The organism is Catenuloplanes atrovinosus (genome assembly GCF_031458235.1).
Taxonomy (GTDB): domain Bacteria; phylum Actinomycetota; class Actinomycetes; order Mycobacteriales; family Micromonosporaceae; genus Catenuloplanes; species Catenuloplanes atrovinosus.
The window spans coordinates 6974342-6997834 of sequence record NZ_JAVDYB010000001.1 but is presented as its reverse complement, the minus strand read 5'-3'; the positions used below and the strand labels follow the sequence as shown (position 1 = coordinate 6997834).

Here is a 23493-nt window from a genome sequence, read left to right as displayed (position 1 = left end):
ACCGCAGTGTCACGGGCCGGATACCAATCCGGCCCGTGGCGCACAGTCGACAATGTTCGCGGCGCCCCAGCCGGCACCGTGCGCAAACGAACCAGACAGTCCACAGGAGGACCCAGTGGCGAAGGCGAAGTTCGAGCGGACTAAGCCGCACGTCAACATCGGCACCATTGGTCACATCGACCACGGTAAGACGACGCTGACTGCGGCCATCACCAAGGTCCTGCACGACAAGTACCCGGACCTGAACCCCTACACGCCGTTCGACGAGATCGACAAGGCGCCGGAGGAGAAGGCCCGCGGTATCACGATCTCCATCGCGCACGTCGAGTACCAGACCGACAAGCGGCACTACGCCCACGTCGACTGCCCCGGCCACGCGGACTACATCAAGAACATGATCACCGGTGCCGCGCAGATGGACGGCGCGATCCTGGTGGTCGCGGCGACCGACGGCCCGATGCCGCAGACCAAGGAGCACGTGCTCCTGGCCCGCCAGGTCGGCGTTCCGTACATCGTCGTGGCGCTCAACAAGAGCGACATGGTGGACGACGAGGAGCTCCTGGAGCTCGTCGAGCTCGAGGTTCGTGAGCTGCTCAGCACCTACGAGTTCCCGGGCGACGACCTGCCGGTCGTGCGTGTCTCGGCGCTCAAGGCGCTGGAGGGCGACCCGGAGTGGACCGGCAAGCTGCTGGAGCTGATGGACGCGGTCGACACCGCGATCCCGCAGCCCGACCGTGAGACCGAGAAGCCGTTCCTCATGCCGATCGAGGACGTCTTCACGATCACCGGCCGCGGCACCGTGGTCACCGGTCGCGCCGAGCGCGGCATCCTCAAGCCGAACGAGGAGGTGGAGATCGTCGGTATCCGCGAGAAGTCGATGAAGACGATCTGCACCGGTATCGAGATGTTCCGCAAGGTGCTGGACGAGGCGCGCGCCGGTGAGAACGTCGGCCTGCTGCTCCGCGGTATCAAGCGCGAGGACGTCGAGCGCGGCATGGTCGTCATCAAGCCGGGCACCACGACCCCGCACACGGAGTTCGAGGGCCAGGTCTACATCCTCTCCAAGGAGGAGGGCGGCCGGCACACCCCGTTCTTCCAGAACTACCGTCCGCAGTTCTACTTCCGGACCACCGACGTGACCGGCGTCGTGACCCTCCCCGAGGGCACCGAGATGGTCATGCCGGGCGACTCCACCTCGATGTCGGTCAAGCTGATCCAGCCGATCGCCATGGAGCAGGGCCTGAAGTTCGCGATCCGTGAGGGTGGCCGCACCGTCGGCGCCGGCACGGTCACGAAGATCATCAAGTAAGTAAGAAGTAAACAGGTACCCCGATTAGCATTGCCGTGAGGTAGTACGGCATACTAGTCAGGTTGCGTCCGCGCGGGGCGGCTGGATGTGCTGTGCTCAGTGCACCATGTCCAGTCGCCCTCGCCCGGCGTCTGGGGGTCTTTTGATCTCCTGACGCCCCGATCCCGGCGGACGGCGCTCCCACGGGGGCGGCTCCCGATGTCGGGGGCACAGGGCAGACCGCTCCGGATTCCGGGGCGGAGCGTGAAGTTAAAACGCGACACGCCCGACCGCGGGGGTCGGACAGCACAGGGCCGAGGGCCCTGTGCCCCGGGTCAAATCCGGCCGAGTCGACGACTTGGCCGAGTCTGATCCGGGGGCATGCCGAGGAGTTCGACTCGGCAGGTAGCGGCATCGAGAGAAGGAAACAGAAGCCACCATGGCGGGACAGAAGATCCGCATCCGGCTCAAGGCCTACGACCACGAGGTCGTCGATTCCTCGGCGCGGAAGATCGTCGAGACGGTGACGCGCACCGGGGCGCAGGTCGCGGGCCCGGTGCCGCTGCCCACGGAGATCAACCGTTTCTGCGTGATCCGTTCGCCGCACAAGTACAAGGACTCGCGCGAGCACTTCGAGATGCGTACGCACAAGCGTCTGATCGACATCATCGACCCGACTCCGAAGACGGTCGACTCGCTCATGCGTCTCGACCTGCCGGCCGGCGTCGACATCGAGATCAAGCTGTAGGGACTGCGAACTCATGGACAGGCAAGTGAAGGGCATCCTGGGCGCCAAGCTCGGCATGACCCAGGTCTGGGACAACAACAAGGTTGTCCCGGTGACCGTGGTGCAGGCCGGCCCGTGCGTCGTGACCCAGGTCCGCACCGCTGACACGGACGGCTACTCCGCGATCCAGCTGGCGTTCGGTGCGATCGACCCCCGCAAGGCGACCAAGCCGCGGGCCGGGCACTTCGCCAAGGCCGATGTCGCGCCGCGCCGTCACATCGTCGAGCTGCGGACGACCGACGCCGGCGAGTACTCGCTCGGCCAGGAGGTCACCGTGGACTCGTTCCCGGTGGGTTCCCCGGTCGACGTGACCGGCCGAACCAAGGGCAAGGGCTTCGCCGGCGTCATGAAGCGGCACGGCTTCCACGGTCTCCGCGCGAGCCACGGTGTCGAGCGCAAGCACCGCTCCCCGGGCTCGATCGGCGCCTGCGCGACCCCGGGTCGCGTCTTCAAGGGCGTCCGCATGGCGGGCCGGATGGGTAGCGCGCGCTACACCGTGCAGAACCTGACGGTGCAGGCGGTCGACGTGGAGAACAACCTGCTGCTCGTCCGCGGTGCCATTCCCGGCCCCAAGGGCGCGCTGATCCTGGTGCGTTCCGCCGCGAAGGCCCCCGTGAAGAAGGGTGCGGCCAAGTGAGCTCCGTTGACGTGCTGAACACCGAGGGCGCGAAGGCCGGCACGGTCGACCTGCCCGCGGCGATCTTCGACGTGCAGGCCAACATCCCGCTGATGCACCAGGTCGTGGTGGCTCAGCTGGCGGCCGCCCGCCAGGGCACGCACAAGGCGAAGACCCGCGGCGAGGTCTCCGGCGGCGGCAAGAAGCCCTACAAGCAGAAGGGCACCGGCCGCGCCCGCCAGGGCTCGACCCGGGCGCCGCAGTTCGCCGGCGGTGGCGTCGTGCACGGCCCGGTGCCGCGCGACTACTCGCAGCGGACCCCGAAGAAGATGAAGGCCGCCGCGCTGCGTGGCGCCCTCTCCGACCGGGCCCGCGAGGGCGCGGTGCACGTGGTCGAGGCGTTCGTCTCCGGCGAGACGCCGTCGACGAAGGCCGCGCTGGCCACGCTGCGCAAGGTGACCGAGGAGACCAAGGTCCTGGTCGTGCTGACCGGCGTGGACGAGCTCAACTGGCTCTCGCTGCGCAACGAGCCGACCGTGCACCTGATCGAGGTCGGGCAGCTCAACACGTACGACGTGCTGAACTCCCACGCGGTGGTCTTCACCAAGGACGCCCTGGACGAGTTCGTGGGCGCCCGCTCCACGTCCGAGGAGGGCGACAAGTGACCACGATCGCGGATCCGCGCGACATCATCATCGCGCCGGTGGTCTCCGAGAAGAGCTACAGCGTCCTCGACCAGAACTGGTACACGTTCCTGGTCCACCCGGACGCCAACAAGACCGCCATCAAGATCGCTATCCAGCAGATCTTCAACGTGCGCGTACTGACCGTGAACACGGCCAACCGTGAGGGCAAGCGGAAGCGGACCCGGACCGGCTTCGGCCAGCGCAAGGCGACCAAGCGCGCGCTGGTGAAGCTGGCCGACGGCGACCGCATCGAGGCCTTCGGCGGCCCGGTCAGCTGAGGGGTGTAGGACATGCCTATTCGTAAGTACAAGCCGACGACGCCGGGCCGCCGTGGTGGCTCCGTCGCGGACTTCGCCGAGATCACGCGCTCCACCCCGGAGAAGTCGCTGCTCGTGCCGCTGCCCAAGAAGGGCGGCCGCAATGCGCACGGCCGGATCACCACCCGGCACCAGGGCGGTGGCCACAAGCGCCAGTACCGCTTGATCGACTTCAAGCGGGCGGACAAGGACGGTGTGCCGGCCAAGGTCGCGCACATCGAGTACGACCCGAACCGCACCGCGCGGATCGCGCTGCTGCACTACCTCGACGGCGAGAAGCGGTACATCCTCGCGCCGAAGGACCTGAAGCAGGGCGACCGGGTGGAGTCGGGCGTCGGTGCCGACATCAAGCCGGGCAACAACCTGCCGCTGCGCAACATCCCGGTCGGTACCCAGGTGCACGCCGTGGAGCTGCGCCCGGGCGGCGGGGCCAAGCTGGCCCGCTCGGCCGGCGTCGGCATCCAGCTGCTGGGCCGCGAGGACCAGTACGCGACGCTGCGTATGCCGTCCGGTGAGATCCGGCGCGTCGACGTGCGTTGCCGTGCCACGGTCGGCGAGATCGGCAACGCCGACCAGTCGAACATCAACTGGGGCAAGGCCGGCCGGATGCGGTGGAAGGGCAAGCGCCCGACCGTCCGTGGTGTCGCCATGAACCCGGTCGACCACCCGCACGGTGGTGGTGAGGGCAAGACCTCCGGTGGTCGCCACCCGGTCAACCCGGCTGGTAAGCCCGAGGGCCGTACCCGCCGCAAGGGCCAGGCGAGCGACAAGCTGATCGTCCGCCGCCGCTACGCGACCCGCAAGCGCGGCTGATAGAGACAGCTGGACTGGAGAACTGACATGCCTCGCAGCCTGAAGAAGGGCCCGTTCGTCGACGACCACCTGATCAAGAAGGTGGAAGTCCAGAACGACAAGGGCACCAAGAACGTCATCAAGACCTGGTCGCGTCGCTCGACGATCATCCCCGAGATGCTCGGGCACACGATCGCCGTGCACGACGGGCGCAAGCACGTCCCGGTGTTCGTCACCGAGGCGATGGTCGGCCACAAGCTCGGTGAGTTCGCTCTGACCCGCACGTTCAAGGGTCACGAGAAGGACGACCGCAAGAGCCGCCGGCGCTGAGCAGAAGTCACGGATTAGAGGATCAAGGGGTTACAGCGATGCCAGGAAAAGGCGACGCTCCGGTGCTGCCGGGCGCGCGGGCGGTGGCGCGGCACGTGCGCGTCTCGCCGATGAAGGCGCGTCGGGTGGTCGACCTCGTTCGTGGTCTGCCCGCGAAGGAGGCGCTCACCGTGCTGCAGTTCGCACCGCAGTCGGCGAGCGAGCCGGTCTACAAGGTGCTGGCCAGCGCGATTGCCAACGCTGAGAACAACGAGCGGCTGGATCCTGACGCGCTGCTGGTCAGCGAGGCGTTTGTGGACGAGGGCCCGACGCTCAAGCGGTTCCGGCCGCGCGCTCAGGGTCGGGCGTACCGCATCCGCAAGCGCACCTGCCACATCACGATCGCCGTCGAGGCTGTGGCGCCGAAGGCGCGGCCCGCCAAGAAGGCCGCTGCCAAGAAGGCCGCTCCCGCGGCCGAGCAGCCCAAGAACGAGACGGAGGGCGCCGAGTAATGGGTCAGAAGGTTCACCCGCACGGGTTCCGACTCGGCATCTCGACCGACTGGAAGTCCCGCTGGTTCGCGGACAAGCTCTACAAGGACTACATCGGCGAGGATGTCAAGATCCGCCGCATGATGTCCAAGGGCCTGGAGCGCGCCGGCATCTCCAAGGTGGACATCGAGCGCACCCGGGACCGGGTTCGCGTCGACATCCACACCGCCCGCCCGGGCATCGTCATCGGCCGTAAGGGCGCGGAGGCGGACCGGATCCGCGGCGAGCTGGAGAAGCTCACCGGCAAGCAGGTGCAGCTGAACATCCTCGAGGTCAAGAACCCCGAGTCGGACGCGCAGCTGGTCGCCCAGGGCGTCGCCGAGCAGCTCTCCAGCCGGGTCAGCTTCCGCCGGGCCATGCGCAAGGCGATGCAGTCCGCGATGAAGAACCCGGTCTGCAAGGGCATCCGGGTGCAGGTCTCGGGCCGCCTCGGTGGCGCGGAGATGAGCCGCACGGAGTTCTACCGTGAGGGTCGCGTCCCGCTGCACACGCTGCGGGCCAACATCGAGTACGGCTTCTTCGAGGCCCGTACCACCTTCGGCCGGATCGGCGTGAAGGTGTGGATCTACAAGGGTGACGCCGTGCCGGGCCGCGAGGCTCCGCAGGACACGGCCCCGTCCCGCCCGCGCCGTGAGCGCGGCGACCGGCCCGAGCGGCCGCGTCGTGGCCGGTCCGGCTCGTCCGGCACCACCGCGGGCGGCACCGAGGCCGGGCGCGCGGCGGCTGCCGCGCAGCAGCAGTCGGACACGCCGACCGGCGAGTCCGTCAGCAACGCGGCCGTCGCGGCCGCGCCGGCTGTCGCAGAAACGCAGCAGGAGGGCTGACACATGCTGATCCCGCGCAAGCCCCCGAAGGGCTTCCGCAAGCCGCACCACCCGGACCGTCACGGTCAGAGCAAGGGCGGCAACCGAGTGGTGTTCGGCGAGTTCGGCATCCAGGCGCTGGAGCCGGCCTACGTCACCAACCGGCAGATCGAGTCGGCCCGTATCGCGATGACCCGTCACATCAAGCGTGGCGGCAAGGTCTGGATCACGATCTTCCCGGACCAGGCGCTGACCAAGAAGCCGGCTGAGACCCGCATGGGTTCCGGTAAGGGCTCGCCCGAGTGGTGGGTCGCGAACATCAAGCCGGGCCGCGTCCTGTTCGAGATGTCCTTCCCGAACGAGGCGATCGCGCGTGAGGCGATGCGCCGCGCGATCCACAAGCTGCCGATGAAGTGCCGCATCGTGAAGCGCGAAGTGGGTGAGGCGTGATGGCAGCCGGTACCAAGGCCACCGAGTTCCGTGAGCTCTCCGACGAGGAGCTGATCGCGAAGCTCAAGGAGGCCAAGGCGGAGCTGTTCAACCTCCGAGTGCAGGGCGCCACGGGGCAGCTGGACAACAACCGGCGGCTGCCTGTCGTCCGCCGGGAGATTGCCCGGATCTACACGATTCTGCGTGAGCGGGAGCTGGGTCTCTCGTCCGCGCCGTCTGAGGTGACTGCGTGATGAGTGAAGAGAACGCCACGGCCGCCCGCCGTCAGCGCAAGGTCCGTGAGGGCCTCGTGGTGAGCGACAAGATGGACAAGACCGTCGTCGTCGAGGTCGAGGACCGCGTCAAGCACGCGCTGTACGGCAAGGTCATCCGCCGTACCCGCAAGCTGAAGGTGCACGACGAGCAGAACGCCGCCGGCGTCGGCGACCGCGTCTCCCTGATGGAGACCCGGCCGCTGTCCGCCACGAAGCGGTGGCGGATCGTCGAGATCCTCGAGAAGGCGAAGTAGCCCGACAGGTTCCGGGGCTTCGGCCCCGGCACGTGTCGGTGCGGGAAATCAGCCCGCGCCTAGCGCGGACCAGGTTCCGCCAAGCTCCGCCCCATTCCGGGCGGAGAACTGGCAGACATAGGAGATAGACGTGATCCAGCAGGAGTCGCGACTGCGTGTCGCCGACAACACGGGTGCCAGGGAGATCCTGTGCATCCGGGTGCTCGGCGGCTCGGGTCGGCGCTACGCGAGCATCGGCGACGTCATCGTGGCCACCGTCAAGGACGCGATCCCGGGCGCCGGTGTCAAGAAGGGCGACGTCGTCAAGGCGGTCGTCGTCCGTACCGCGAAGGAGCGGCGCCGGCCCGACGGGTCGTACATCCGCTTCGACGAGAACGCCGCCGTGATCATCAAGGACGGCGGTGACCCCCGTGGCACCCGTATCTTCGGCCCGGTGGGCCGCGAGCTGCGGGACAAGCGGTTCATGAAGATCATTTCGCTCGCCCCGGAGGTGTTGTGACCGTGAAGGTCAAGAAGGGCGACACGGTCGAGGTCATCGCCGGGAAGGACAAGGGCGTTCGGGGTAAGGTCATCGCGGCCTACCCCCGCCTGGACAAGGTCCTGGTCGAGGGCGTGAACCGAGTCAAGAAGCACCAGCGCATCCAGACCACCCAGCGTGGCGCCAAGACCGGTGGCATCGTGACGCAGGAGGCCCCCATTCACGTCTCGAACGTGATGGTGGTCGACTCCGACGGCAACCGGACCCGGGTGGGCTACCGGATCGACGAGAACGGCACCAAGGTCCGTATCTCGCGCCGCAGCGGTAAGGAACTGTGATGACGGCAGCTACCGAAACCAAGACGTTGCCGCGCCTCAAGGCGCGGTACCGCAACGAGATCATCGCGCAGCTGCGTGAGCAGTACGAGTACGCGAACGCCATGCAGGTCCCCGGTCTGGTGAAGATCGTGGTCAACATGGGTGTCGGTGAGGCCGCGCGGGACGCGAAGCTCATCGACGGCGCTGTGCGCGATCTGGCCACCATCACCGGGCAGAAGCCGCTGGTTCGCCGGGCCCGCAAGTCCATCGCGCAGTTCAAGCTGCGCGAGGGCATGCCGATCGGCGCGAAGGTCACCCTCCGCGGCGACCGGATGTGGGAGTTCCTGGACCGGCTGCTGTCGATCGCGCTTCCGCGAATCCGCGACTTCCGCGGCCTCGACGGGCGCAAGCTCGACGGCAACGGCAACTACACGTTCGGCCTGACCGAGCAGTCGGTTTTCCACGAGATCGACCAGGACCGGATCGACCGTACCCGGGGCATGGACATCACCGTGGTGACCTCGGCGAAGACCGACGATGAGGGCCGGGCGCTGCTGAAGCTCCTTGGCTTCCCGTTCAAGGAGCAGTGAGCGAGACATGGCCAAGAAGGCGCTGATCCTGAAGGCGGCCGCGAAGCCGAAGTTCGCGGTGCGCGCGTACACCCGTTGCCAGCGGTGCGGTCGGCCCAAGGCCGTCTACCGCAAGTTCGGTCTGTGCCGCGTCTGCATCCGGGAGATGGCCCACCGTGGCGAGCTGCCCGGTGTGTCGAAGGCTTCCTGGTAACCATCCGCCACGCTGCGCTTTTCACAGAGAAGACAGTGGCACCTCTTCGCCGTAGGCCCCGGCACACCGCCTGGGAACCCCGGCGAGAAAGGCTGACAAACCAATGACCATGACTGACCCGATCGCAGACATGCTCACGCGTCTGCGTAACGCCAACCAGGCGTATCACGACCGGGTGGCGATGCCCTACTCGAAGATCAAGGCGAACATCGCCGAGGTCCTCAAGGCCGAGGGTTACATCGCCAGCTGGTCGGTCGAGGACCCGGAAGAGGACGTCGTCGGCAAGAAGCTGGTGGTCGAGCTGAAGTACGGCTCGAGCCGCGAGCGCAGCCTCGCCGGCATCCGCCGGGTGTCCAAGCCCGGTCTGCGGGTGTACGCCAAGTCCCCGGAGCTGCCGCGCGTGCTCGGCGGTCTCGGCGTGGCGATCATCTCGACGTCCCAGGGGCTGCTCACCGACCGGCAGGCCCGCAAGCGAGGGGTGGGCGGGGAAGTCCTCGCCTACGTCTGGTGAGGAAGAGCTCTAATGTCGCGAATCGGACGTAAGTCGATTACCGTGCCGGCCAACGTCGATGTCAAGATCGACGGCGCCGTTGTCACGGTGAAGGGCCCCAAGGGCGAGCTGTCGCACACCCTGGCGGAGCCGATTACCGCTGAGCGCGCTGAGGACGGCACCATCCAGGTCAGCCGCCCCAACGACGAGCGCAAGGCGAAGGAGCTGCACGGTCTCAGCCGGACGCTCGTCGCCAACATGATCGTCGGCGTGACCGAGGGTTACCGGAAGTCGCTGGAGATCAACGGCACCGGTTACCGGGTCACCGCCAAGGGCAGCGACCTCGAGTTCGCCCTCGGCTTCTCGCACCCCGTCGTGGTCCAGCCTCCGGCCGGCATCACGTTCACCGTCGAGCGCCCGACCCTGTTCCACGTGGCCGGCATCGACAAGCAGCTGGTGGGCGAGGTCTCCGCGAACATTCGCAAGATCCGCCCGCCGGAGCCCTACAAGGGCAAGGGCGTGAAGTACCAGGGCGAGGTCATCCGCCGTAAGGCTGGAAAGGCAGGCAAGAAGTGAGCGCCACGCTGCTCAAGCGCCGCAACGGCGGCGGTATCGCCGCGAAGCGGGCCGTTGGCCGCGCGCGTCGTCACTTCCGGCTGCGCACCGTCGTGCGCGGCACGGAGGAGCGTCCTCGCCTGGTCGTCACCCGGTCGCTGCGGCACATCACGGCCCAGGTCGTGGACGACACCAAGGGACACACCCTCGCGTCGGCCTCGACGCTGGACGCCACCATCCGTGGCGGCGAGGGCGACAAGAGCGCCCTGGCCGGCAAGGTCGGCGCGCTCCTCGCCGAGCGGGCCAAGGCCGCGGGCGTCAGCAAGGTCGTCTTCGACCGCGGCGGCAACCGGTACGCGGGGCGCATCGCCGCCCTGGCGACGGCCGCCCGCGAAGCCGGACTCGAGTTCTAGGAAGGAAGACCAATGCCAGGTCAACAGCGCCGAGGCGGCGGGTCCGGCGGTTCTGAAGGTGGCGGCGGCCGTCGCGAGGGCCGCGGCCGCGACGGCGGCCGGGGCAACGCTCCGGCCGAGAAGACCCCGCACCTCGAGCGGGTCGTCGCGATCAACCGTGTCGCGAAGGTCGTCAAGGGCGGTCGTCGCTTCAGCTTCACCGCCCTCGTGATCGTGGGTGACGGCGACGGAACCGTCGGCGTCGGCTACGGCAAGGCCAAGGAGGTGCCCGCGGCGATCGCCAAGGGTGTCGAGGAGGCCAAGAAGCACTTCTTCAAGGTGCCGCGCATCGCCGCGTCCATCCCGCACCCGGTGCAGGGTGAGGACGCCGCCGGTGTCGTGCTCCTGAAGCCGGCCTCCGCCGGTACCGGCGTCATCGCCGGTGGCCCGGTGCGCGCCGTGCTGGAGTGCGCGGGCATCCACGACGTCCTGTCGAAGTCGCTGGGCTCGTCGAACCCGATCAACATCGTGCACGCCACCGTCGCGGCTCTGAAGATGCTGGAGTCGCCCGAGGCTGTCGCGGCCCGTCGCGGCCTGCCGGTCGAGGACGTCGCCCCGGCCGCCATGCTCGCGGTGCGCGCAGGGGTGGGGGTCTGAGATGGCACGCCTGAAGGTGACGCAGCTGCGGTCCACCATCGGCACCAAGCACAACCAGCGTGAATCGCTGCGTTCGCTGGGCCTGAAGCGGATCAACGACGTGGTGGTCAAGGAGGATCGGCCGGAGATTCGCGGCATGATCTTCGCGGTGAACCACCTCGTGAAGGTCGAGGAGGTCGACTAATGCCCATCCGGATCCATGACCTCCGGCCGGCGCCGGGAGCCAAGAAGGCCAAGACCCGTGTGGGTCGCGGTGAGGGCTCGAAGGGCAAGACCGCCGGTCGCGGTACCAAGGGTTCCAAGGCCCGGAAGAACATCTCGGCGGCGTTCGAGGGTGGGCAGATGCCCCTCCACATGCGCCTGCCGAAGCTGAAGGGCTTCAAGAACAAGAACAAGGTCGTCTTCCAGGTCGTGAACCTGGACCGGCTCGCCGAGCTGTTCCCGAACGGCGGCGAGGTCGGCCCGGAGGAACTGGCCGCGGCGGGTGCGGTGCGCCGCAACCACCCGGTCAAGGTGCTCGGCACCGGCGACCTGAACGGCATCGCGATCCAGATCAAGGCGGACGCGTTCAGCGCGTCGGCCAAGGAGAAGATCGCGGCGGCCGGCGGCTCGGCGACCGAGCTGTAAGCACGCACATGCGTACGAGGGTGCTGAATTCGCCTGCCGTTGGTGGGCGGATCAGCACCCTCGTCGTAGTGTCTGGTGAGGCATCGCACCGTTAAAAAGGGGAGGCGCGGTGTCGAACCGACTACGCCGTGCCGTTAATATCGGGGCCGGTGTATGTGCCCGGCCACGCTGACCGGACACGTCGCCGACTGTTAGAGTCCGTTTCCAGCCCATGGATACGCGGGTGTCGCAACCGGGACCCGCTCCGACCGCCATCGTGGCGGCTACCTCGCGCAGGAGGAAGAAGTTGCTCTCCGCCTTTCTCAGTGCGTTCCGCACGCCTGACCTGCGCAAAAAGCTGCTGTTTACAGTCGCCATCATCGCGGTCTACCGGCTCGGAGCGACACTGCCCAGCCCTGGCGTCTCGTTCAGCAACGTGCAGAAGTGCATCGACGTCATGGAGTCCGGGGCCACCAGCGGGGTCTTCTCGCTGCTGAACCTCTTCTCCGGCGGCGCGCTGTTGTCGCTCTCGGTCTTCGCGCTGGGCATCATGCCCTACATCACCGCGTCGATCATCCTTCAGCTCCTCACGGTGGTGATCCCGCGCCTGGAGCAGCTCCGCAAGGAGGGCCAGTCCGGCCAGGCGAAGATCACGCAGTACACGCGCTACCTGACGCTCGGCCTCGCGGTCCTGCAGTCCTCGGCCTTCGTGGCCCTGGCGCGGTCCGGCCAGCTGTTCAGCAACCAGTGCGACCAGTTCCCGATCGTCCCGGAGAACACCGGGATGCCCATGTGGATCACCCTGGTGGCGCTGGTCATCACGATGACCGCCGGCACCGGCGTGGTGATGTGGCTGGGCGAGCTGATCACCGACCGCGGCGTCGGCAACGGCATGTCCGTTCTGATCTTCACCTCGATCGCGGCGCGCCTCCCCAGCGAGGGCTGGGCGATCAAGGAGTCCCGCGGCTGGGGCTGGTTCATCGCGGTCCTGGTGATGGTCCTGCTGGTCATCACGCTGGTCGTCTTCATCGAGCAGGCGCAGCGCCGCATCCCGGTGCAGTACGCGAAGCGCATGATCGGCCGGAAGATGTACGGCGGCACCTCCACCTACATCCCGCTGAAGGTCAACCAGGCCGGTGTCATCCCGGTGATCTTCGCGTCCTCCCTGCTGTACCTGCCCCAGCTGATCCTGCAGTTCTTCGATCAGAACGACCCGGGCCCGGTGCAGACCTGGGTGCAGAACAACATCGTGGACCCCGCGGCGTGGATGCACATCGTCATCTACTTCCTGCTGATCATCTTCTTCACCTACTTCTACGTCTCCATCACGTTCAACCCGACCGAGGTCGCGGAGAACATGAAGAAGTACGGTGGGTTCGTCCCGGGTATCCGCCCGGGGAAGCCGACGGCGGACTATCTTGACTTCATCCTTAGTCGCATCACGCTGCCCGGTTCGCTGTACCTTGGTGTGATCTCCATCCTGCCCAACTTCTTCTTCATCTGGCTCGACAACAACCAGTTCCAGAACTTCCCGTTCGGTGGCACCGCGGTGCTCATCATGGTTGGTGTGGGCTTGGAGACGGTGAAGCAGATCGAGAGCCAGCTCATGCAGCGGAACTACGAAGGGTTCCTGCGCTAGTGGGCGGGCGGAGCGAGCGAGCCAGGGGGGCGCATAGGTGAGACTCGTACTGGTTGGTCCCCCGGGGGCGGGTAAAGGGACCCAGGCCGAGTTCATCGCCGCCCACCTGGCCGTGCCGAAGATCTCGACCGGTGACATCTTCCGGGCGAACGTGGCTCAGGGCACGCCGCTCGGCGTCGAGGCGAAGCGCTACATGGACGCCGGCCAGCTGGTTCCCGACGAGGTCACGATCAACATGGTCCGGGAGCGGCTGGCCGAGCCGGACTCGACGGACGGCTTCCTGCTGGACGGGTTCCCGCGTACCACGCCCCAGGCGAACGCGCTGGACAAGCTGCTCGCCGACCTGGGCACCGCGCTGGACATCGTGCTGGAGCTGGTCGTCGACGACGACGAGGTGATCCGGCGGCTCTCCGGCCGGCGCACCTGTCGCGGCTGCGGCAAGATCTGGCACGTGGAGTTCGACCCGCCGTCGGGGGAGGACATCTGCGACCGGTGCGGCGGCGAGCTGTTCCAGCGCGACGACGACAAGGCCGAGACGATCGCGGAGAGGCTGCGGGTCTACGCCCGGGACACCGCTCCGCTGGTCGACTACTACGGTGCCCAGGGCAAGCTGGTCGGGATCGACGCCACCGGGCCGGTCGAGGACGTCACGGTCCGCGCGATCGACGCGCTGCGGTCCTACGGCGGCTGACCCGGCTCGCCCAGGGCGCCGCCGACACGTGCACGAGAGTCAGAGGGTACGCACATGCGCCGCCAGCAGCTGAAGATTCAGCTGAAGACCACGGAACAGATAGTCAAGATGCGGGCCGCCGGGCTCGTCGTGGCGGAGGCCCTGGAGCGGATGCGACAGGCGGTCGCGCCCGGCGTCTCCACCGCGGACCTCGACGCGATCGCCGAATCGGTCATCCGGGACGCCGGGGCCGTGCCGTCCTTCAAGGGATACCACGGCTACCCGGCGACGATCTGCTCCTCCGTCAACGAGCAGATCGTGCACGCGATCCCCTCGGAGAAGCAGGTGCTCCAGGAGGGCGACCTGATCTCGATCGACTGCGGCGCGGTACTGGACGGCTGGCACGGCGACTCGGCCATCACGGTCGCGGTCGGCGAGGTGCGGCCGGAACTGGCGAAGATGGCCGCGGTCGCGGAGGACGCGATGTGGGCCGGTCTGGCCGCGGCGGCGCGCGGCGCGGCCTCCGGGCGGGGCAAGCTGTCTGACATCTCCTACGCGGTGGAGCGCGCGGTGCGCGCCGGCGGCCGTTACGGCATCGTCGAGGGGTACGGCGGGCACGGCATCGGCACGGAGATGCACCAGGACCCGCACGTGCTCAACTATGGCCGGCCGGGCCGCGGCATCTCGCTGACGAACGGGCTGTGCCTGGCGATCGAGCCGATGATCACGCTCGGCTCGCCGAAGTCGGTGGAGCTGTCCGACGGCTGGACGGTGATCACCAAGGACCGGTCGGTGGCCGCGCACGTCGAGCACTCGATGGCGCTGCTGGAGGACGGCATCTGGGTGCTGACCGCCTTCGACGGCGGTCGCGAACGTCTCGGCGACCTGGTCACCTCCCGTCAGCCCGCCCCGGCCAGCTGACCCCGCCAGGCCGGCATCCGGTGCCGCCCGCTCGCCGCACTGGCCGGGGCTGTAGGGCTGGTCGCTTTGCGCACTGGCTGGGGCTGTAGGGCCGGTTGCTTCCCGCACTGGCCGGGACCATAGGGCTGGTCTCCTTCTGCACTGGCTGGGGCTGTAGGGCTGGTTGCTCCCCGCACTGGCTGGGGCTGTAGGGCTGGTTGCTTTGTGCACTGGCTGGGGCTGTAGGGCTGGTTGCTTTGCGCACTGGCCGGGACCGTAAGGCTGGTCGCCTTCCGCACTGGCTGGGGCTGTAGGGCTGGTTGCTCCCCGCACTGGCCGGGACCGTAGGGCTGGTCGCCTTCCGCGCCGGCCGAGGTGGTCGGCCGTTCCTTTCCCCACCGGCCCGGATCACTATGTAGGCAGTTTCAGTGCTACCCGGGGTCGCCGGCTGGTGTGGCGAGGCGGGCGGTGGCGGTGGTGAGTGGGTGCATGAACCGGCGGCGCGCCGCGGGCTGGGCCGCGGCGGCTCCGGTCGCCGGGGGTCTGGGCGGCGGGGGCCGGGTGGGTCCTGGGAGGGCCGGGGGCGGTGCCCGGACGTACCCACTGATGATCTTGATTGGGGTGTTCGGCGGTGCCATGCTGGTACGCATGGGGCGCGAGGAGATGCGTGCGGCCGACGCGGACCGCGAGGCGGTCGCGGATCGGCTGCGTACCGCGCTCAACGAGGGCCGGCTGGATCTGGCGGAGTTCGACGAGCGGCTCGGGCGGGCCTACGCGGCGAAGACCTACGGTGAGTTGGACGGGCTGCTGACCGATCTGCCGGCGGAGCGGCAGGGGCTCGCGGTGCCGGCGGCGGGCGCCGTGGTGCCGGCGGGCGTGCCGGAGTGGCCGATCGGGGCGGACGGGCGGTACGAGGACGCGACCCGGCGCTGGCTGGTGGAGAACTGGGCGCCGTTCCTCGGCGTGATGGGCGTTCTGCTGGCCGTCTGGGGCTTCCCGGCGGTGGCGAACGGTGACTGGCCGAGCGCGTTCTGGCCGGGCTGGGTGGCCGGCACCTGGGGGACGGTCCTGGTGATCTCCACCGTGGCGGGGCTGGCGACCGGTGAGCCGCAGCGGTGGGCGGCGAAGCAGGCGCGGAAGAAGGCGATCGAGGCCGAGCGCGACGACCACGACGAGTGATTTAGGCACGTCCGTCCGGTTTTCGGCGGGCAGCGACACACCCGACCGCGGGTTGCGTGACCTCGGTTTGGTGTCGATGTAATGCGCGGCGTACACTCGTTGATTGGCGCACAGCGTCCCTTCCGTCATGTCCATCAGCGCTTCGATGGCGTGGCGGAGCCGCGGCTGGCGCGAGGCGAATCATCATGAGCACGTCTTGCGAGCGGCGTTGTGTGCGCGTCCCATAACCGAATGTCAGGTAGCGGAGGACATGCCGAAGAAAGACGGAGCCATCGAGATCGAAGGCCGAGTGATCGAGCCACTGCCGAACGCCATGTTCAGGGTGGAGCTCGCCAACGGTCACAAGGTGCTGGCTCACATCAGTGGCAAGATGCGGCAGCACTACATCCGTATTTTGCCCGAGGACCGGGTCGTCGTGGAGCTATCTCCATACGATCTCACCCGTGGGCGCATCGTCTATCGGTACAAGTAGGGCCCACCGCTAACTGATCGACGGGGCGGGATTTCCTGTGTCCGTCACCCGTGCCTCACCGGGCGGCGCTTCGTCGTGCCGGGGACACGGATGAACAGCAAAGGCGCACCGTGAAGGTCAAGCCGAGCGTCAAGAAGATCTGCAACAAGTGCCGCGTCATCCGCCGGCACGGCCGGGTCATGATCATTTGTGAGGACCCGCGCCACAAGCAGCGCCAGGGCTGATTCTGGCGACGGGGTCCGACGCGCCCCCGACAACTGACAGTTCGTTCCCGCCGCGATTCGTCGCGGTGCACCCCCGGTCGGAGGCCGGGGCCCCGCCGGGCAGGCGCCGACGCGCCAGTGCGGGGAGGGGACGGCACAGACCTCCGCGAGAAGAAGTTGAGGAGTACGCCCGCACATGGCACGTCTAGTCGGCGTCGACCTCCCCCGCGAGAAGCGGATGGAGATCGCGCTCACCTACATCTTCGGGGTCGGACGGACCCGCGCCGTGGAGGCGCTCGCCGCCACCGGCATCGACCCGAACAAGCGCGCCAAGGACCTCACCGATGAGGAAGTCGTGCTGCTGCGCGACTACATCGAGGGGAACTTCAAGGTAGAGGGCGACCTGCGCCGCGAGGTCGCCGCGGATATTCGCCGCAAGGTCGAGATCGGCTGCTACGCCGGCATCCGGCACCGCCGGGGCCTGCCGGTCCGCGGACAGCGGACCCGGACGAACGCTCGTACCCGCAAGGGTCCGAAGCGCACCGTCGCCGGCAAGAAGAAGCCCGGCAAGAAGTAGTAAGTCCCGATCTCACCCATATAGGAGCGCAGAGAACTCATGCCACCCAAGGCACGCGCTGGGGCCGCAGTCAAGAAGGTCCGGCGCAAGGAACGCAAGAACGTCGCCCACGGGCAGGCGCACATCAAGAGCACCTTCAACAACACCATCGTGTCCATCACGGACCCGACCGGTGCTGTCATCTCCTGGGCCTCGGCCGGCCAGGTGGGCTTCAAGGGCTCCCGCAAGTCGACCCCGTTCGCCGCGCAGATGGCCGCCGAGGCCGCCGCGCGTCGCGCGATGGAGCACGGCATGCGGAAGGTCGACGTGTTCGTCAAGGGCCCCGGCTCCGGCCGGGAGACCGCCATCCGTTCGCTGCAGGCCGTCGGCCTCGAGGTCGGTCAGATCTCCGACGTCACGCCGCAGCCGCACAACGGGTGCCGTCCGCCGAAGCGTCGCCGGGTCTGAGAGGTAGAAGAGGAAAATGGCTCGTTACACCGGTGCTGACTGCCGCCGTTGCCGGCGGGAGAAGATGAAGCTGTTCCTCAAGGGCAGCAAGTGCGACGGACCGAAGTGCCCCTTCGAGTCCCGTCCGTTCCCGCCCGGCCAGCACGGCCGCGGCCGGACCAAGGAGTCGGAGTACCTGCTCCAGCACCGCGAGAAGCAGAAGGCCCGCCGCGTGTACGGCGTGCTGGAGAAGCAGTTCCGCGGTTACTACGACGAGGCCGTCTCCAAGAAGGGCAAGACCGGTGAGGTCCTGCTCCAGATCCTGGAGACCCGTCTCGACAACGTCGTCTACCGGTCCGGCTGGGCCTCGTCGCGCGACATGGCGCGGCAGCTGGTCAAGCACGGTCACTTCCTGGTGAACGGCAAGAAGGTCGACATCCCGTCGTACCGGATCAAGGAGCACGACATCGTCGAGGTCCGCGAGAAGTCTCGCGAGATGACCCCGTTCGTCGTCGCGTCGGCCCAGGCCGGCGGTCGCACCATTCCGGCGTGGCTGGAGTCGATCCCGAGCCAGTTCAAGGTTCTGGTCCACTCGCTCCCGAGCCGGCAGGTCATCGACACGCAGGTCCAGGAGCAGCTGATCGTCGAGCTTTACTCCAAGTAAGGCTGTTGTCCGGCGGCGCCCCTCGGGGCGTCGCCGGTCGTCGAGTTCGGGCATCAAATAGCGGGTGCCCCGTACGAAAAGAGAAGTTCTGTGCTTATCACCCAGCGGCCGGCTCTCTCCGAGGAGCCGATCAGCGAGACCCGCTCGAAGTTCATCATCGAGCCGCTCGAGCCCGGCTTCGGCTACACGCTCGGCAACTCGCTCCGTCGTACCCTGCTCTCCTCGATTCCGGGTGCGGCCGTCACCAGCATCAAGGTCGACGGCGTGCTGCACGAGTTCACCACGATCCCGGGCGTCAAGGAGGACGTGGTCGAGCTCGTCATGAACATCAAGGAGCTGTGCGTCAGCTCCGAGCACGACGAGCCGGTCAGCATGTACCTGCGTAAGGCGGGGCCGGGAGACGTCACGGCGGGCGACATCCAGCCCCCGGCCGGCGTCTCCGTGCACAACCCCGACCTGAAGCTGGCCACGCTGAACGGCAAGGGCCGGCTCGACATGGAGCTGACGGTCGAGCGGGGCCGGGGCTACGTCACCGCCGCGCAGAACAAGCAGGCCGGTGCGGAGATCGGGCGGATTCCCGTCGACTCGATCTACACACCGGTGATGAAGGTGACCTACCGCGTCGAGGCCACCCGTGTCGAGCAGCGCACGGACTTCGACCGGCTGATCATCGACGTCGAGACCAAGGCGTCCATCTCCCCGCGTACGGCGCTGGCCTCCGCGGGCTCGACCCTGGTCGAGCTCTTCGGGCTCTGCCGCGAGCTGGACGAGACCGCCGAGGGCATCGACATCGGGCCGTCTCCGCAGGACGCGCAGCTGGCGGCCGACCTGGCGCTGCCGATCGAGGAGCTGGACCTCACCGTCCGTTCCTACAACTGCCTCAAGCGCGAGGGCATCAACACCGTGGGCGAACTCATCGGGCGCACGGAAGCTGATCTCCTCGATATAAGGAATTTCGGGCAGAAGAGCATCGACGAGGTCAAGATGAAGCTGGCCGGTATGGGCCTGGGCCTGAAGGACTCCGCGCCCTCCTTCGACCCGACCAACGTCGTGGACTCGTTCGGCGAGGTCGACTACGACAGCGACGACTACCGCGAGACCGAGCAGCTGTAATTTTCCCCGCCGGTTCTCGCCGGCTGAAGCGTATTCAGGAGCACCGACATGCCCACGCCCACCAAGGGAGCCCGCCTCGGCGGCGGCCCGGCGCACGAGCGGCTCATCCTGGCCAACCTGGCCACCGAGCTGTTCCGGCACGGGAAGATCAAGACCACCGAGTCCAAGGCCCGGCGGCTGCGTCCGCTGGCCGAGCAGCTCATCACCAAGGCCAAGCGCGGTGACCTGCACGCGCGTCGGCGGGTGCTCACCGTCGTCCGCGACAAGGACGTGGTGTTCGAGCTGTTCGACAAGATCGCCCCGCGGTTCGAGAACCGTCCCGGCGGCTACACCCGGATCGTGAAGACCGGGCCGCGCCGCGGCGATGCCGCTCCGATGGCGATCATCGAGCTGGTCGAGGCGCTCGAGGTCGCGGCCACCACCGGCCCGTCCAAGGCCGCCCGGAAGGCCGCGCGCCAGCAGGACAAGGTCGAGGCGCTGGCCCGCGAGGACGAGGCCCCGGCCACCTCCTCCGCGCCCGCCACGTCCTCGGACTCGGCGGACCAGGACGCCGACCCGCCGGTCTCGGCGTCCGGTGACAAGGACGCCGACGGCCCCGGCACGCAGGCCGAGGGCGACGACAAGTAAGTCCGCGTTTCCGCAGGGCCCGGTCTCCTTCTCCGGAGGCCGGGCTCTTGCGTCTTAGCCGAAGGACCATCGGATGCCACGGGTACGCCTGGACGTCGCCTACGACGGGACCGACTTCTCCGGCTGGGCGGTGCAGCCGACCCGGCGTACGGTCGCCGGCGTGCTGCTGGAGGCACTGGGCCGGCTCTTCGGGGACCTCCCGTTCGGCATGGTCGTCGCCGGGCGCACCGACGCCGGCGTGCACGCCACCGGCCAGGTCTGCCACATCGACCTGCCGGCCGAGCCCTGGCAGGCCGTGCAGCCCACGCTGCTGCGCCGGCTCGCCGCGCTGCTCCCCGGCGACGTGCGCGTGCACGCGGCGGCGGAGGTGCCGGACACGTTCGACGCGCGGTTCTCCGCCACGTTCCGCCGCTACCACTACCGGGTCACGGACGCGGTGCACGGCGCGGAGCCGCTGCGCCGCCACGACACGCTCGCCTGGCCGCGCGCGCTCGACCCGGGACTGCTCAACGCGGCCGCGGCCGGGCTGGTCGGCGAGCACGACTTCGCCGCGTTCTGCCGCCGCAAGGAGCACGCCACCACGGTACGGGCGATCAACCGCCTGGAGTGGGCGCGCGACCTGGACGGCGTGCTGGTGGCGACCGTGCAGGCGGACGCGTTCTGCCAGGCCATGGTGCGCAGTCTGGTCGGTGCGATGCTGCACGTCGGCGACGGGCGTCGCCCGCCGGAGTGGCCGGCCTCCCTGCTGCGGCTCACCGCGCGGTCCAGCGAGGTGACGGTCGCGCCCGCGCACGGGCTGACGCTGGTCGCGGTCGGCTACCCGTCCGCCGCCGAGTTCGCGACCCGGGCCGAGGCGACCCGGCGGATCCGGACGCTCAGCTCGTAGTGGGCTGGGTGGCGCGCTTCTCCAGCACGCCGTTGCGCAGGTGCAGCTCCACCATGTCGTAGAGGATCTGCCGGGCCTGCGGGTCACCGTCGATGATCTTCTCACCGTCCGCGCGGGCGATCACGCAGTACGCCAGGAAGTGACCGCGGATGTTCCACCCGACCTGCGCGGACGACTCCTCCACCGGCTCGGTGCCCGCGCCCGCGCGCATGCCGGAGAAACGGCCCTTCTGCCCGTCGACCATCGCCTTGATCTGCTCGTGCGCCCACTTCGCGCCGGTCTCGTCCTCCAGGTTGAACACCCCGGCCGTGACCAGGTAGCCGGAGTCGGGGGAGCGCATGGTGCCGCGTACCACCTGGTTGCAGCCCAGGTCCTTGAGCAGCTGCGGGATCTCGCCGGCCGCGGCCTTGCCGCAGTCGTCCAGCTGCTCGGTCTTGAGCACCGTGTACGGCGGCTCCTGCGACGTGATCGCGATCGTGCCGGCCGGGAAGACCTCGTTCGTGGTGAGCGGCTCGCCGTCCACGCCGCGCGAGCTGATGTCCCGGGCCTGCGCGGTCGCCTCCGGATTGCCGCCGGAGGCCTGCGCGTCCCGGCCGCTCTGCTCGTCCGCCAGGATGAAGAACGAGCTCAGCCCGCACACCCCGACCAGGACCAGCGCGGCGAGCACCCCGACCAGTACCTGCCAGGGCTTCTGCCGCGCCTCGGCCGGCGCGGCCCTGTCGGTCTCCGCCTCGGGAGCCTCGGGCTGCGACGGTACGGCGGGGGCCGGCGTGATCCGCGCGACGGTGCTCGGCGGGCGCTGGGCCAGCGAGGTGCCGGCGGCGCCGGCGCCGTGACCGGCGGCGTCCGGCGGCGTGACCCGGGCGGCGGCCGTGCGAGGTCCGGGCGCGTCGTCCGGGCCGGGGTGCCGCTGCGCGGCCACGGGCGGGTTGCCGGTGCGGTGCGCGCCCGAGGCGTCGGGGTGTCGCTGTCCGGCGGCGCTCCCGGGCTGCCGGTCGGGCCGGTAGACGCCGGAGGTGTCCGGGCTCAGCCGAAGGGCTCCCGACGCGTCGGGACCCGTCCGGTGGCCGCCGGAACTCTCCGGACCCAGCGGAATGGCCCCTGAGGTGTCGGGGCGGGCCGGCGGGGGACCTTGGCGGCGGACGGCGGCGGATGCCCGGCCGGGCTGCTGGGCGCGGCCGGGGACCTGGGCGCCGCCGCGGCCGGGTGGGACGGCCGCGCCGCCGGAGACGGGGGCGGTGCCGGGGACCTGGGCGCCGCCACGCGCGGGCGGGATGGCCGCGCCGCCGGAGACTGGGGCGTTGCCGGGGACCTGGGCGCCGCCACGGGCCGGTACGGCGGCGGACGCACCGCCGGAAACCGTGGGGTTGCCGCCGGAGGGTCCGGTGCCGGATGGGACGCGGCCGGCCGGGCCCTGCGGCGGTCGTGCGGGGCCGTGGTCTCGTGCACCCGGGGTCCGGGCGTCACCGGCCGGTGGTGTCGCGGCGGCACGGGCGCTCGGCGGGCCGGCGGTCTCGTGCGGGACCTGCGCCGGGATCGCGGCCCGGCCTCCACCCCGCCGGGGATCGGCGCCCTGCTGTCCGGCGTCGGCGGGCGGGCTGCTCCAGGGTCCTCGGTCGCGGGGGGCCATCACGTCGCCGGACGGGTCCCGATCGTGCGCGGAGGAGAAGCGTCCGCGCGGGTCGTGGCCCTGGCGGTCGGGGCCGCGCATCGGGGGTGGCGGGGTGTCGCCGCGGCCGGGACCGGTGTCGTGGCCGGCCGGTGGACCGCCGGCGGCGGCCGGGCCGGGGATGCGGCCGCGCGCGGCCAGGCCGCCCGTGTCCGGCTCGGGAACGGCCGCACCGCCTCGGACGATGCCGGACCGGTCCGGCATCGCGGCGCGGGCCGCGGTGTCGGCGCCTCGTGCCGTCGGCGGTCGTCCGGCTCCGGGCGGCGCCTCGGAGACCGGGCCGGGCGGCACCGGCCGGCTGGGGGGCGTCGACCAGGCCGGCGGCATGCCCGCCGCGGCGGGATCGGTGCCGGCGGCCGGGCGGTGGCCGGGGGCGTCAGCGGCTCTGCGCCGTCCGAGGCCGCCGGTGTCCGTGTCGTGGCGCCCGGCGTCCGTGTCCCGGCGTCCAGGCCCGGTGGCCGCCCGACGCGCGGGGTCGGCGTCCGGGTGTCCGGTGTCCGTGTGCCGGCGCTGGTCCGCACGCGGCGGGAATGCCGTCCGGCTGCCGGGGGCCGGCTCGCTCGCTGCTTCGGCAGCGGCGCGGCGCGGCGGGGTCGTCGGCTCGGGCAGCGCGTGGGAGCCGCTCGCGCCCGGCTCGCGGGCCGGCCGGCGGCCGGCCGGTGCCTCCGGTCCGGCGAACGCGGGCGGGCCGAGCCGGTCCGGCACCATCCGGTGGCCGCCGGATCGCTCGGGCGTCTCGCCTCGCTGGCCGGGATCGTCCATCGCTCGCCGTCGACCGCCGGCCGCTTCCCTGGCGGCCGTCTCGCGGGCGGCCGTGTCGTGGGCGGCCGTGTCGTGGGCGGCCGTGTCGCGGGCGGCCGTGTCGCGGGCGGTGGCTTCGCGGGCGGCCGTCTCGCGGGCGGCCGTCTCGCGGGCGGTCGTGGAGCGTGCATGGCCCGCGTCCGGTGCCGCTCGGCGGCCCGGCTCGCCGGAGAGCTGCCACGATCCCGAGGCCTCGGCGCCCTCGGCCGCCCGCCGCCGGCCGCCGGGCGGCGCGTCCGGTGCCGTGGATCCGCTCCCCGCCGGGACTCGGGGCCCACCGGG

General features: G+C 69.6%; 35 protein-coding genes. 34 read left to right on the top strand and 1 reads right to left on the bottom strand.

Translation table 11 applies throughout. The features are described 5' to 3' along the window. Positions 1 to 115: 115 nt before the first annotated feature. The 34 genes from tuf to truA all read left to right on the top strand — a co-directional run bounded on the left by tuf (position 116) and on the right by truA (position 20741). Positions 116 to 1309: an elongation factor Tu gene (gene tuf, locus J2S41_RS31175; RefSeq protein WP_310373293.1), complete on the top strand. Its 1194-nt coding sequence runs from the start codon at positions 116 to 118 to the stop codon at positions 1307 to 1309. A gap of 418 nt (positions 1310 to 1727) precedes the next feature. Next, complete coding sequence (gene rpsJ, locus J2S41_RS31170) at positions 1728 to 2036, top strand: 30S ribosomal protein S10 (RefSeq protein WP_007073037.1); 309 nt, start codon at positions 1728 to 1730, stop codon at positions 2034 to 2036. Positions 2037 to 2049: 13 nt separating this feature from the next. After that, positions 2050 to 2712, top strand: coding sequence for a 50S ribosomal protein L3 (gene rplC / locus J2S41_RS31165; protein WP_310373128.1), 663 nt, complete (start codon positions 2050 to 2052; stop codon positions 2710 to 2712). Beyond that, on the top strand, positions 2709 to 3356 hold the full coding sequence (rplD, locus tag J2S41_RS31160) for a 50S ribosomal protein L4 (protein WP_310373126.1): 648 nt from the start codon (positions 2709 to 2711) through the stop codon (positions 3354 to 3356). The genes rplC and rplD overlap by 4 nt, the downstream gene beginning before the upstream one ends. Then, positions 3353 to 3655, top strand: coding sequence for a 50S ribosomal protein L23 (gene rplW, locus J2S41_RS31155; RefSeq protein ID WP_306837735.1), 303 nt, complete (start codon positions 3353 to 3355; stop codon positions 3653 to 3655). The genes rplD and rplW overlap by 4 nt, the downstream gene beginning before the upstream one ends. 12 nt (positions 3656 to 3667) lie before the next feature. Further along, positions 3668 to 4507, top strand: coding sequence for a 50S ribosomal protein L2 (rplB, locus tag J2S41_RS31150; protein WP_310373125.1), 840 nt, complete (start codon positions 3668 to 3670; stop codon positions 4505 to 4507). A 27-nt stretch (positions 4508 to 4534) separates the two neighbouring features. Beyond that, positions 4535 to 4816, top strand: coding sequence for a 30S ribosomal protein S19 (rpsS, locus tag J2S41_RS31145; protein ID WP_306837738.1), 282 nt, complete (start codon positions 4535 to 4537; stop codon positions 4814 to 4816). 38 nt (positions 4817 to 4854) lie between these two features. Next, positions 4855 to 5307: a 50S ribosomal protein L22 gene (gene rplV, locus J2S41_RS31140; protein WP_310373121.1), complete on the top strand. Its 453-nt coding sequence runs from the start codon at positions 4855 to 4857 to the stop codon at positions 5305 to 5307. After that, the gene (rpsC, locus tag J2S41_RS31135; RefSeq protein WP_310373120.1) at positions 5307 to 6170 is read left to right on the top strand and encodes a 30S ribosomal protein S3; all 864 of its coding nucleotides are present in this window, start codon (positions 5307 to 5309) and stop codon (positions 6168 to 6170) included. The genes rplV and rpsC overlap by 1 nt, the downstream gene beginning before the upstream one ends. A 3-nt stretch (positions 6171 to 6173) precedes the next feature. Further along, the gene (gene rplP, locus J2S41_RS31130; RefSeq protein ID WP_310373118.1) at positions 6174 to 6599 is read left to right on the top strand and encodes a 50S ribosomal protein L16; all 426 of its coding nucleotides are present in this window, start codon (positions 6174 to 6176) and stop codon (positions 6597 to 6599) included. Continuing rightward, on the top strand, positions 6599 to 6832 hold the full coding sequence (gene rpmC / locus J2S41_RS31125; RefSeq protein WP_310373116.1) for a 50S ribosomal protein L29: 234 nt from the start codon (positions 6599 to 6601) through the stop codon (positions 6830 to 6832). The genes rplP and rpmC overlap by 1 nt, the downstream gene beginning before the upstream one ends. Then, entirely contained in the window at positions 6832 to 7107 is a 276-nt protein-coding gene (gene rpsQ, locus J2S41_RS31120; protein WP_306837748.1) for a 30S ribosomal protein S17, read from the top strand. Before rpmC ends, rpsQ begins: the two co-directional genes overlap by 1 nt. Before the next feature lie 130 nt (positions 7108 to 7237). Then, a complete protein-coding gene (gene rplN, locus J2S41_RS31115) occupies positions 7238 to 7606 on the top strand; it encodes a 50S ribosomal protein L14 (RefSeq protein ID WP_007465279.1) in 369 nt (122 codons plus the stop codon). Beyond that, entirely contained in the window at positions 7603 to 7923 is a 321-nt protein-coding gene (gene rplX / locus J2S41_RS31110) for a 50S ribosomal protein L24 (RefSeq protein ID WP_310373038.1), read from the top strand. Before rplN ends, rplX begins: the two co-directional genes overlap by 4 nt. Then, on the top strand, positions 7923 to 8492 hold the full coding sequence (gene rplE, locus J2S41_RS31105) for a 50S ribosomal protein L5 (protein WP_310373036.1): 570 nt from the start codon (positions 7923 to 7925) through the stop codon (positions 8490 to 8492). The genes rplX and rplE overlap by 1 nt, the downstream gene beginning before the upstream one ends. A gap of 7 nt (positions 8493 to 8499) precedes the next feature. Continuing rightward, a complete protein-coding gene (locus tag J2S41_RS31100) occupies positions 8500 to 8685 on the top strand; it encodes a type Z 30S ribosomal protein S14 (RefSeq protein WP_033342853.1) in 186 nt (61 codons plus the stop codon). Positions 8686 to 8788: 103 nt separating this feature from the next. After that, the gene (gene rpsH / locus J2S41_RS31095) at positions 8789 to 9196 is read left to right on the top strand and encodes a 30S ribosomal protein S8 (protein ID WP_307241044.1); all 408 of its coding nucleotides are present in this window, start codon (positions 8789 to 8791) and stop codon (positions 9194 to 9196) included. Positions 9197 to 9208: 12 nt separating this feature from the next. Further along, on the top strand, positions 9209 to 9751 hold the full coding sequence (rplF, locus tag J2S41_RS31090) for a 50S ribosomal protein L6 (protein ID WP_310373027.1): 543 nt from the start codon (positions 9209 to 9211) through the stop codon (positions 9749 to 9751). Then, positions 9748 to 10143 carry a 50S ribosomal protein L18 gene (gene rplR, locus J2S41_RS31085; RefSeq protein WP_445343938.1) on the top strand — a complete coding sequence of 132 codons (396 nt, stop codon included), beginning with the start codon at positions 9748 to 9750 and terminating at the stop codon, positions 10141 to 10143. The genes rplF and rplR overlap by 4 nt, the downstream gene beginning before the upstream one ends. 12 nt (positions 10144 to 10155) lie before the next feature. Next, complete coding sequence (gene rpsE / locus J2S41_RS31080; RefSeq protein WP_310373026.1) at positions 10156 to 10779, top strand: 30S ribosomal protein S5; 624 nt, start codon at positions 10156 to 10158, stop codon at positions 10777 to 10779. A gap of 1 nt (position 10780) precedes the next feature. Continuing rightward, positions 10781 to 10963 carry a 50S ribosomal protein L30 gene (rpmD, locus tag J2S41_RS31075; RefSeq protein ID WP_310373024.1) on the top strand — a complete coding sequence of 61 codons (183 nt, stop codon included), beginning with the start codon at positions 10781 to 10783 and terminating at the stop codon, positions 10961 to 10963. Then, positions 10963 to 11406, top strand: a complete 444-nt coding sequence (gene rplO / locus J2S41_RS31070) for a 50S ribosomal protein L15 (RefSeq protein WP_310373022.1) — start codon at positions 10963 to 10965, stop codon at positions 11404 to 11406. The genes rpmD and rplO overlap by 1 nt, the downstream gene beginning before the upstream one ends. Before the next feature lie 286 nt (positions 11407 to 11692). Further along, positions 11693 to 13024, top strand: coding sequence for a preprotein translocase subunit SecY (gene secY, locus J2S41_RS31065; protein WP_310373021.1), 1332 nt, complete (start codon positions 11693 to 11695; stop codon positions 13022 to 13024). 37 nt (positions 13025 to 13061) lie between these two features. Then, a complete protein-coding gene (locus J2S41_RS31060; protein ID WP_310373019.1) occupies positions 13062 to 13715 on the top strand; it encodes an adenylate kinase in 654 nt (217 codons plus the stop codon). A gap of 54 nt (positions 13716 to 13769) precedes the next feature. Continuing rightward, positions 13770 to 14615, top strand: coding sequence for a type I methionyl aminopeptidase (map, locus tag J2S41_RS31055; RefSeq protein WP_310373018.1), 846 nt, complete (start codon positions 13770 to 13772; stop codon positions 14613 to 14615). 642 nt (positions 14616 to 15257) lie between these two features. Continuing rightward, positions 15258 to 15773 carry a DUF1707 SHOCT-like domain-containing protein gene (locus J2S41_RS31050; protein ID WP_374728283.1) on the top strand — a complete coding sequence of 172 codons (516 nt, stop codon included), beginning with the start codon at positions 15258 to 15260 and terminating at the stop codon, positions 15771 to 15773. A 250-nt stretch (positions 15774 to 16023) separates the two neighbouring features. Beyond that, positions 16024 to 16245, top strand: a complete 222-nt coding sequence (gene infA / locus J2S41_RS31045; RefSeq protein ID WP_007073013.1) for a translation initiation factor IF-1 — start codon at positions 16024 to 16026, stop codon at positions 16243 to 16245. Between the two features lie 110 nt (positions 16246 to 16355). Continuing rightward, positions 16356 to 16469: a 50S ribosomal protein L36 gene (rpmJ, locus tag J2S41_RS31040; protein WP_085066825.1), complete on the top strand. Its 114-nt coding sequence runs from the start codon at positions 16356 to 16358 to the stop codon at positions 16467 to 16469. A 175-nt stretch (positions 16470 to 16644) separates the two neighbouring features. Beyond that, complete coding sequence (gene rpsM / locus J2S41_RS31035) at positions 16645 to 17025, top strand: 30S ribosomal protein S13 (protein WP_310373012.1); 381 nt, start codon at positions 16645 to 16647, stop codon at positions 17023 to 17025. A gap of 39 nt (positions 17026 to 17064) precedes the next feature. Then, on the top strand, positions 17065 to 17472 hold the full coding sequence (gene rpsK, locus J2S41_RS31030) for a 30S ribosomal protein S11 (protein WP_033342844.1): 408 nt from the start codon (positions 17065 to 17067) through the stop codon (positions 17470 to 17472). A 16-nt stretch (positions 17473 to 17488) separates the two neighbouring features. Then, complete coding sequence (rpsD, locus tag J2S41_RS31025; RefSeq protein ID WP_307241026.1) at positions 17489 to 18115, top strand: 30S ribosomal protein S4; 627 nt, start codon at positions 17489 to 17491, stop codon at positions 18113 to 18115. A gap of 90 nt (positions 18116 to 18205) precedes the next feature. Further along, on the top strand, positions 18206 to 19228 hold the full coding sequence (locus tag J2S41_RS31020) for a DNA-directed RNA polymerase subunit alpha (protein ID WP_310373009.1): 1023 nt from the start codon (positions 18206 to 18208) through the stop codon (positions 19226 to 19228). 48 nt (positions 19229 to 19276) lie between these two features. Further along, positions 19277 to 19855 (top strand): 50S ribosomal protein L17, encoded by a 579-nt coding sequence (gene rplQ, locus J2S41_RS31015; RefSeq protein WP_310373007.1) that lies wholly within the window; start codon positions 19277 to 19279, stop codon positions 19853 to 19855. A 73-nt stretch (positions 19856 to 19928) separates the two neighbouring features. Beyond that, the gene (gene truA / locus J2S41_RS31010; RefSeq protein WP_310373005.1) at positions 19929 to 20741 is read left to right on the top strand and encodes a tRNA pseudouridine(38-40) synthase TruA; all 813 of its coding nucleotides are present in this window, start codon (positions 19929 to 19931) and stop codon (positions 20739 to 20741) included. Here the strand turns inward: truA and J2S41_RS31005 are convergent. Then, on the bottom strand, positions 20731 to 23172 hold the full coding sequence (locus J2S41_RS31005) for a hypothetical protein (RefSeq protein WP_310373003.1): 2442 nt from the start codon (positions 23170 to 23172) through the stop codon (positions 20731 to 20733). The genes truA and J2S41_RS31005 overlap by 11 nt on opposite strands. Positions 23173 to 23493 lie beyond the last annotated feature (321 nt).